Genomic DNA, 7,923 nt, shown 5'->3' on the forward strand with positions numbered 1-7,923 from the left:
GGCTGCGATCTTTTGACATTGATCTTGAAAAACAACATCAAAAGATCGCAGCCTGCGGCAGCTCCTACAGGTTTTCCGTTCGGCGTTGCATTGGGCCATACTCGTGGCAGGGAACTCGGCCACCTGCGTTGTGGCCCAAGGCTCAGCTCTTTCATCAGGATGCACACATGCAGGTAGAAAGCTTTTTCGAATGGCTCGGCCAGGCGCTTGGGTCGGTCATCCGCTTTATCGTCGATGGCCTCAGCGGGCTGTTCAATATTCTGAGCAATGCCGGCGGCAACTTTGTCGACGGGCTGGCGAAGACGCTGGGGATGGACACGTCGATCATCAGCATCATCGCGCTGATTGTCGGGTTGATGCTGTTGTGGTCGGCGATTCGGGCGTTTATGAATGCGTCGATCATTGCCGGGATTATCTGGTTGTTGTTGGGGTTGTGGTTGCTGAGCTGGATTATTCACTGACACCACCGCCCTCCTGTAGGAGTGAGCCTGCTCGCGATAGCGGTGGTTCAGTTGAAACATCTCTAGCTGACACACCGCTATCGCGAGCAGGCTCACTCCTACAGGGGGATAGCGTTAATCGCTACAATGCCGCTCCCCCAAGGAGCCCGCATGTCCAACCTGACCACCGACTGGCGCGACCGCCCGACTCACCGCAAGGTCTGGGCGCTGGCTGCGCCGATGATCCTTTCGAATATTTCCGTGCCGCTGGTGGCGCTGGTCGACAGCACTGTCATCGGCCATTTGCCCCACGCCCATCAATTGGGCGCTGTGGCGGTCGGCGCCAGTCTGTACACCTTTCTCGCCTGGGCCATGGGTTTTCTGCGCATGGGCACCACCGGTTTTGCCGCGCAAGCCGCCGGGCGCAGCGATGGTGCGGCGTTGCGGCAGATTCTCTTGCAAGGACTGCTGCTGGCGATGGGTCTGGCGCTGGTGCTCGGCACCCTCGGCGTGCCGTTGAGCGGCGTGGCTCTGCATTTAATGCAGCCGTCGGCGGAGCTGGATCAGCTCACCCGGGAGTTTTTCCATACGCGGCTGTTCGGCCTGCCGGCGGCGCTGGCCAGCTACGCGCTGGTCGGCTGGTTCCTCGGCACGCAGAACGCGCGGGCGCCGCTGGCGATTCTGCTCAGCACCAACCTGATCAACATCGCCCTCAATCTGTGGTTCGTCATCGGTCTGGACTGGGGCGTGGTCGGTTCGGCCCGCGCTTCGGTGATCGCCGAATGGAGCGGCGCCCTGCTCGGCCTCTACATGACCCGCAAAGCCCTGCGTGCGTATCCGGGGCACATTGCCTGGGCGGCGTTGAAGCTGTGGCAGAGCTGGCGGCCGTTGCTGGCGGTCAATCGCGACATCTTCATCCGCAGCCTCGCCCTGCAATCGGTGTTTTTCCTGATCACCGTGCAAGGCGCGCGGCTGGGTGATGCCACCGTCGCCGCCAACGCGTTGCTGCTCAATGGCTTGCTGCTGACCGCCCACGCCCTCGACGGTCTGGCCCACGCCGTCGAAGCCCTCTTCGGCCACGCCATCGGCGCGCGTGATCGCCTTGCGTTGCGTCGATCGCTGGTGGTGGCTGGCGGATGGTCATTGATCGCCAGCGTCGGTTTTGCCGTGCTGTTTCTGCTCGGCGGGCATCTGTTTATCGAGATGCAGACCAACATCCAGAGCGTGCGCGACACCGCATTCATCTACCTGCCCTACCTCGCCGTGCTGCCGTTGATTGCGGTGTGGAGCTACTTGCTCGATGGCCTGTTCATCGGCGCCACCCGCGCGCGGGAAATGCGCAATGGCATGTTGATGACCGTGGTTCTGCTGCTGCCCTTCGCCTGGGCGCTGCAAGGTCTGGGCAATCACGGCTTGTGGATAACGTTTCTGCTGTTCATGGTCTTGCGCAGCCTGACGCTCGGCGCGCAAGCGCTGTGGCTCAAGCGCAATGACGGCTGGTTCAACGGTGGCACTCACTGAGTGGGCGTGTGCTCGATAAAACCGACCACCTGATCGAGCACCGGCGCCAATCGCCGCAATGGTCGTGACAGTGTCGCCACCAATGTGATGTGGCTGGGCCGCGAGTAATACAAATCTTGCACCGGCACCCCGGCTTCGCGCAGTTTGCGAGCGAGGCCGCCGGTGTTGCGCGTCGGGTTGACCAGATTGTCCTTGCTCGCGGCAATCAGCAACGCCGGTGGCGCGCCGCGACTGACATGGTTGATCGGCTGCGATTGCGGCGGCGAATTCGGCCAGAAGAACACCGGGCGCACATCAGGATTCTCGATCGGCAGAAAATCATACGGCCCGGCCAGACCGATCCAGCCGCTGAGATCTTTCGGCGACATGCCGACCTTCCCCAGCAAATCGCCATCCAGCGCCAGCATCGCCGCGTTGTAGGCGCCGGAGCTGTGCCCCAGCAAATACAGGCGCTGCGGATTGCCGGAATACTCACTGATGTGTGCCTTGGCCCACGCCACCGCCCGCGCGCCGTCTTCAAGAAACAGTGGATAACGCACCTGCGGATACAGCCGATAATCCGCCACCACCGCAACAATCCCCCGCGACGCCAGCGCTTCGCCGACAAAGGTGTAGTCACCACGGTCGCCGCTGTTCCAGCTGCCGCCGTAGAAAAACACCACCACCGGCGCGTCCTTGAGCGGATGACGCGGCACATAGACGTCGAGCTTCTGCCGTGGATCATCGCCGTAGACAATGCCAGCGGTTTTATCGAAGGTATGTTCGGGCGTCAGGGCATTGAGCACTTTCACCGGCGAGCAACCGCCCAGCACCAACAGTAAAATCCCGCCGATCAGCGCGCCAAACCGTTGCCGCAAAGTGACTGCCATGAATGCCGAGCCTCTATTTCAGGGTTGATCGTTCTGCCACTGACGACGCACATGGTCGAGCCCTTCCTGCTGGGTCAATCCCGCCGGTGGCGGCACCAACACAGCGCGCGGATGCAGCAAGCGTAGCCACAACCAGCCGTCAAGCACGCCGCGGTCGCTGAAGCCCAGCGCCAGACCTTGTTGAACATGGGAGGCCATAGTCGCGTAGTCGGTTCCAAGCGATTGGCACCAGCGCCAGATGTGCTGCTCCAGCAGACAGGTTTGCAGGCGCTCGCGTTGCTGCGCAGTCAGATTTTCTTCAACCCCGAGCGGCGCCACCGCCAAACCTGGATTGCGCAATTGCTGCCAGCCGTGACTGCCAATCGCCCGGTCGGCCCAGGTGCCACCGTACCAGCGCAACTGCTGAATCGGCCCGAGCCAACGGCTCAATTCGCGGGCATCGCAAGCGTCGAAGAAATAGCTCGCAGTCTGGCGGTTGTAGAAACTCAGCAGTGCGCGGTGATGCAGGCCGAACGACACGGTGAGCATGCGCCGCAAATGCAGGAGCAATTCCGCGCTCGACACTTCGCTATCCAGCAACAAGCCGCGCCAGGTCTGCGGGTCGCGCTGACAGCATTCCAGCAGCGCCTCGCTGTCGTGCAACTCGATCAACAACGGCCCGTGCTCGCGCAGCGGTTGAAACTCCGTGGCATCGAACAGCCAGAAGTGCCGCAATCCGGCGAATTCTTCACGCAGCATCTTCAGCGCCTGCGGTGCTTCCTGGACATCGAGTAGCAGCCATTGCGCCAGCGGTTCGAGCATGACGTCGCTCATCCGCGACCGCTCTGGTCGAGTTCACTGACCAACCGGCAGCTGCAGATTGATTCGCGACAATGGTTGTAACTGCCGCCGCCGGGGATCAGGCACAGCAGCAGCAACGGTTGCGCCGACTTCAGCCATTGCGGTAGGCCTTCGGTGATCAACTGCTCCGGCAACGAGTTTTCTTCTTCAGGCTCTTCATCGGCCAGCGGCGCCTGTAAAACCCCGCTGATCACCGGTTGATCCGGATCGCCTTCAAGAAAACTCACCACCACCTCGACCCCTTCGCGCAGCAATGGCAACGCCTGGTCGGCCAACGCCGGCGCCAGCGGCAGCCAGCAATGACTGGCCGCAGCGCCTTCGCCCTGATACAGCCAGTCGAACTGCACCGCCACCGGCCGCGAGCGATCCGGACGCGGCTCATCGACCGCCACCACCCAGGCGCGTTGCAAACTGTGCATGCGCGGGCGCGCGGGCACGGTTTCCGGTACCGGCGCGGCATCCTGCAAGACCGCGAAAATCCGGTTGGCGTAAGGCTGTTCGAGGGACATATCGGCGTGATGTTCAACGCGCGACAGCAGCCATTCACGATTGCACTCGGCAAATGGATGCCCCGCCAGCGGCAGCCAGCGACCGCTGCGCAAGCAGGCCAGATCAGTTTCGCCCTCGGCCCTCTGCGCCGCTTGCGTACCGCCCTCGCTCGGCGACCATGCGTTGTGCAATTGCCAGCGACGCACCGCCGGCGCTCCGTCTTCTATCACGTCAGCAAATTGCGCGGCACCGGCCCGAGGCAATTGCGCGACATCGTCACCGAACACCAGACAATGGCCGTCACGCCGATGCTCGAAGTGATAGTGGATGCCGGCCTGCGCACACAACCGCTGCAGCAGTTGCAGGTCGGACTCGCGGTATTGGGTGCAGAACGCCAACGGCGGATAGTCAGCGCCCAGCTCAAAGCGGCACTGCCCGGCGCTGATCCCGTGTTCCTTGAGCACTTGCGCGAGAATTTGCGGCACCGAGCAACCACTGAACACCCGCTGACTGAAACGCAACGCCAGGCAGTTCAATTTTGGCCCCAGCCGCGCGCGACACAGGCGGACGCCCGGGCCATGCTCGTGCTGAACCAGGCTGTGCAATTGCCCGTGCACACCGTTGCGCAGCGCATCGAAATGCAGGAACACCGAGCGGTGCAGCAGACCGGCGAGATCCAGTTGCACATCGTCGATCAACACATCGATCTCAAACGCAAAGGGTTCGCTGAGGGCTTCGTTACCGGTAAACGCCAGCACTTCAAAGGCGTCGGACAGACCCGCTACATCGAGACGAAAGGTCGGCTCGTTGACTGGATCAAACATAGGCGGATCTCTACAGGAGGGGCGGCCGGGGATTCTCGCCGAGACCCATGGCTGAGTAGAGTGCCGAAGTACAACTTAGGAAATGACCTACGCGAAAAGCAGACCGGATGACTTTGCTGGCCGGGATGGCCAAGGATTTCGCGGGGAAGTTGGGATATGTCCCACCGGGTTATCCGAATTTTCCACAGCCAGTGGGGAAAATTTCAGACAACCCGGTTTAAGGACAACCTGCCGTCAGGAAGACAGGTAGGAGGAGCGGGTCAGACCCAGACGCAAGGCATCGAGGAATTGCGTGCGCTCGCTGGCACTGATGCGGGCACTGGCGCACTTGTCGCGGTAGTGGGTCATCAGTTCTTCCGGCGACAAGTGCACGTAACGCAGCATGTCTTCGATGGTGTCGTGGGTCTCGATGCCGGCGTGGTACACGCTGCCATCGGCGTTCTGGTAGATGTTCACCGAGTCGGTGTCACCGAACAGGTTGTGCATGTCGCCGAGGATTTCCTGATAGGCGCCCACGAGGAACACGCCCAGCAGGTAGTCTTCGCCTTCATTCAAACCGTGTACCGGCAGGCTGGTTTCGATGCTCTGCTCGTCGACGTACTGATTGATCTTGCCGTCGGAGTCGCAGGTCAGATCCTGCAGCACGGCACGGCGCAGCGGCTCTTCGTCGAGACGGTGCAGCGGGATGATCGGCAGTACCTGATCGATCGCCCAGGTGTCCGGCAGGCTCTGGAACACCGAGAAGTTGCAGATGTACTTGTCGGCCAGTTTGTCGTTGAGCTCGTCGAGCACCTGACGGTGCGAACGCTGACGCGCTTTCAGCGAGTTGTGCAGGCGGCGGCACACCGCGAAGTAGCACTGCTCGGCCAGGGCTTTTTCAGCCAGGGTCAGCTTGCCGTCGGCGTACTGCGCGGCCACGTCGCTCATGTAGTGAGTCGCGCGCCAGTAGGTTTCGGTGACCATTTCAATGTCGGTCGGGCCGAGCAGGTCAACCAGCCACTGCACGGTTTCCGGCAGCGCTTCCTTGTTTTCGATCTGCGGGATTTCGTCGTTGTGCTTCTCGACGTCAGTCACCTGCACCACCAGCATCGCGTGGTGCGCGGTCAGCGAGCGGCCGCTCTCGGAGAAGATGTGCGGATGCGGCAGGGCCTGCGCATCGCAGAATTCCTTGAGCATGCCGACCACAACACCGGCGTAATCGTCCATGTCGTAGTTGATCGAGCTGGCGTTGCGCGAGTGCGTGCCGTCGTAGTCGACACCCAGACCGCCACCGACGTCGATGTGATCGACCGGCAGACCGAGGTTGCGCAGCTCGCCGTAGTAACGAATCGCTTCTTTGAAACCGTGCTGATAGTCAGCGAGGTTGGCAATCTGCGAACCCATGTGGAAGTGCAGCAGGCGAATGCCCTGATCCAGACCGGCCGCGCGGAAGCGCTCGACCACCGACAGCAGTTGCGCCGCCGACAGACCGAATTTGGATTTCTCGCCACCGGTGTCCGCCCACTTCGACGAGGCCAGCGACGACAGACGCACGCGCAGGCCGACCTGTGGCTTGACCTTCAGCGAGGCGGCTTCTTCGATCACCAGAGCGACTTCGGATTCTTTCTCGATGACGATGAACACGTTGTGGCCAAGCTTCTGACCCATCAGCGCCAGACGAATGAACTCGCGATCCTTGTAACCGTTGCAGACGATGGTGCCGCCCTTCGGCGCCAGCGCCAGCACGGCCAGCAGCTCAGGCTTGGAGCCGGCTTCCAGACCGATGGAGACGTCCTTGGTGGCGATGATGTTCTCGATCACCGCTTCTTGCTGGTTAACCTTGATCGGGTACAGCGCGGTGTACTTGCTCTGGTATTCCAGACGCTCGATGTTCGCATCGAAGGCGCCGGTCAACTGGCGGACACGGTCTTGCAGGATGTCGGGGAAACGAACCAGCAACGGCAAGGACAAACCGCTTTTGCGCAGTTGGTCGACTTGCTCGAACAGGTCGATAGGCGAGCTGCTCGGGCCGTTCGGACGAACTTCGACGCGACCGGCTTCATTGATCGCGAAATACCCGGCCCCCCAATGGCGAATCCCGTAAACACTGCGGCTGTCCGCAACTGTCCATTGGCTGCCATCGTCTTTACGTGTGCGTCGTACGGACATCGAAGTCCCCTATAAAGAAGTCATAGTGCGTCGCCTGAACGCAGGCTGGCGCAGTCTAAAGAATGAAAATGACGATTCGTCAGCGCGGCGGTAGACCGCGCTGACCGCGTGGAGTTTAGAAACCGGTCATGAACAGGCTCTGTGAAAACCATGGAGACGACGCCGGATCTGAAGTATTTCAGCGCCGGATCAAGCCGCAGATGGATTTCACAGAGGCTGCTAGCCGCCGGACTTCTTCGCTTTGAAACCGTGCTTGATCAGCTCAGCCAAGAGTAGCTCGACATGATCGCCCTGGATTTCGATGATCCCGTCTTTCAGCGCCCCGCCAGTGCCGCAACGTTTCTTCAACGTTGTCGCCAACTCTTTGAGCGCGTCTTCGGCCAGTGGCACGCCGGTGATGGTGGTCACCGTCTTGCCGCCGCGGCCCTTGCTCTCGCGACGCACGCGGGCAATGCCGTCCCCTGCCGGGATCACGGTTTGTTTGCAGATACAGGCGTCCACCGGCTTACTGCATTCCGGGCAATGACGACCTGCGTCGGTGGAAAATACCAGGCCACCAAGGGCGGCGAAGGATGCGGCTTTTTTGGCCACCGGCAATCCTCTTGGGAGGACAAAGACTGATCGCGACCTTGGGCAGGTCATCGACCGCGAAGCCCCACTCAGGCAGGGGCAGCGCTACTGCACCGGATATCGATTCCTGGACGGCTCAATTGCTGAAATGTAGGAGCTGCCGAAGGCTGCGATCTTTTGATCTTTTTTAAAGGCCAAGATCAAAAGATCGCAGCCTTCGGC

7 protein-coding genes are annotated in these 7,923 nt (G+C 61.2%); 2 read left to right on the forward strand and 5 right to left on the reverse strand.

The features are described from left to right. Positions 1 to 167 precede the first annotated feature (167 nt). Both QMX93_RS28615 and QMX93_RS28620 read left to right on the forward strand, forming a co-directional pair. The gene (locus QMX93_RS28615) at positions 168 to 461 is read left to right on the forward strand and encodes a hypothetical protein (protein ID WP_007914623.1); all 294 of its coding nucleotides are present in this window, start codon (positions 168 to 170) and stop codon (positions 459 to 461) included. 150 nt (positions 462 to 611) lie between these two features. Next, on the forward strand, positions 612 to 1,961 hold the full coding sequence (locus QMX93_RS28620; protein WP_282358905.1) for an MATE family efflux transporter: 1,350 nt from the start codon (positions 612 to 614) through the stop codon (positions 1,959 to 1,961). On the opposite strand, the gene QMX93_RS28625 is transcribed toward QMX93_RS28620, so the two are convergent. From QMX93_RS28625 to QMX93_RS28645, 5 genes are all read right to left on the reverse strand, one after another. Beyond that, positions 1,955 to 2,830 carry an alpha/beta hydrolase gene (locus QMX93_RS28625; RefSeq protein ID WP_282358906.1) on the reverse strand — a complete coding sequence of 292 codons (876 nt, stop codon included), beginning with the start codon at positions 2,828 to 2,830 and terminating at the stop codon, positions 1,955 to 1,957. The two genes, QMX93_RS28620 and QMX93_RS28625, sit on opposite strands and share 7 nt — an antisense overlap. A gap of 18 nt (positions 2,831 to 2,848) precedes the next feature. Then, on the reverse strand, positions 2,849 to 3,643 hold the full coding sequence (locus QMX93_RS28630) for a DUF4123 domain-containing protein (protein ID WP_282358907.1): 795 nt from the start codon (positions 3,641 to 3,643) through the stop codon (positions 2,849 to 2,851). Then, the gene (locus QMX93_RS28635; RefSeq protein WP_282358909.1) at positions 3,640 to 4,983 is read right to left on the reverse strand and encodes a contractile injection system protein, VgrG/Pvc8 family; all 1,344 of its coding nucleotides are present in this window, start codon (positions 4,981 to 4,983) and stop codon (positions 3,640 to 3,642) included. The genes QMX93_RS28630 and QMX93_RS28635 overlap by 4 nt, the downstream gene beginning before the upstream one ends. A gap of 234 nt (positions 4,984 to 5,217) precedes the next feature. Continuing rightward, positions 5,218 to 7,131, reverse strand: coding sequence for an arginine decarboxylase (gene speA, locus QMX93_RS28640; RefSeq protein ID WP_053116910.1), 1,914 nt, complete (start codon positions 7,129 to 7,131; stop codon positions 5,218 to 5,220). A 219-nt stretch (positions 7,132 to 7,350) separates the two neighbouring features. Then, entirely contained in the window at positions 7,351 to 7,722 is a 372-nt protein-coding gene (locus tag QMX93_RS28645) for a translation initiation factor Sui1 (protein WP_007914613.1), read from the reverse strand. Positions 7,723 to 7,923: the final 201 nt, after the last annotated feature.

This window comes from Pseudomonas sp. PS01303 (genome assembly GCF_029959385.1).
Lineage (GTDB): Bacteria > Pseudomonadota > Gammaproteobacteria > Pseudomonadales > Pseudomonadaceae > Aquipseudomonas > Aquipseudomonas rustica.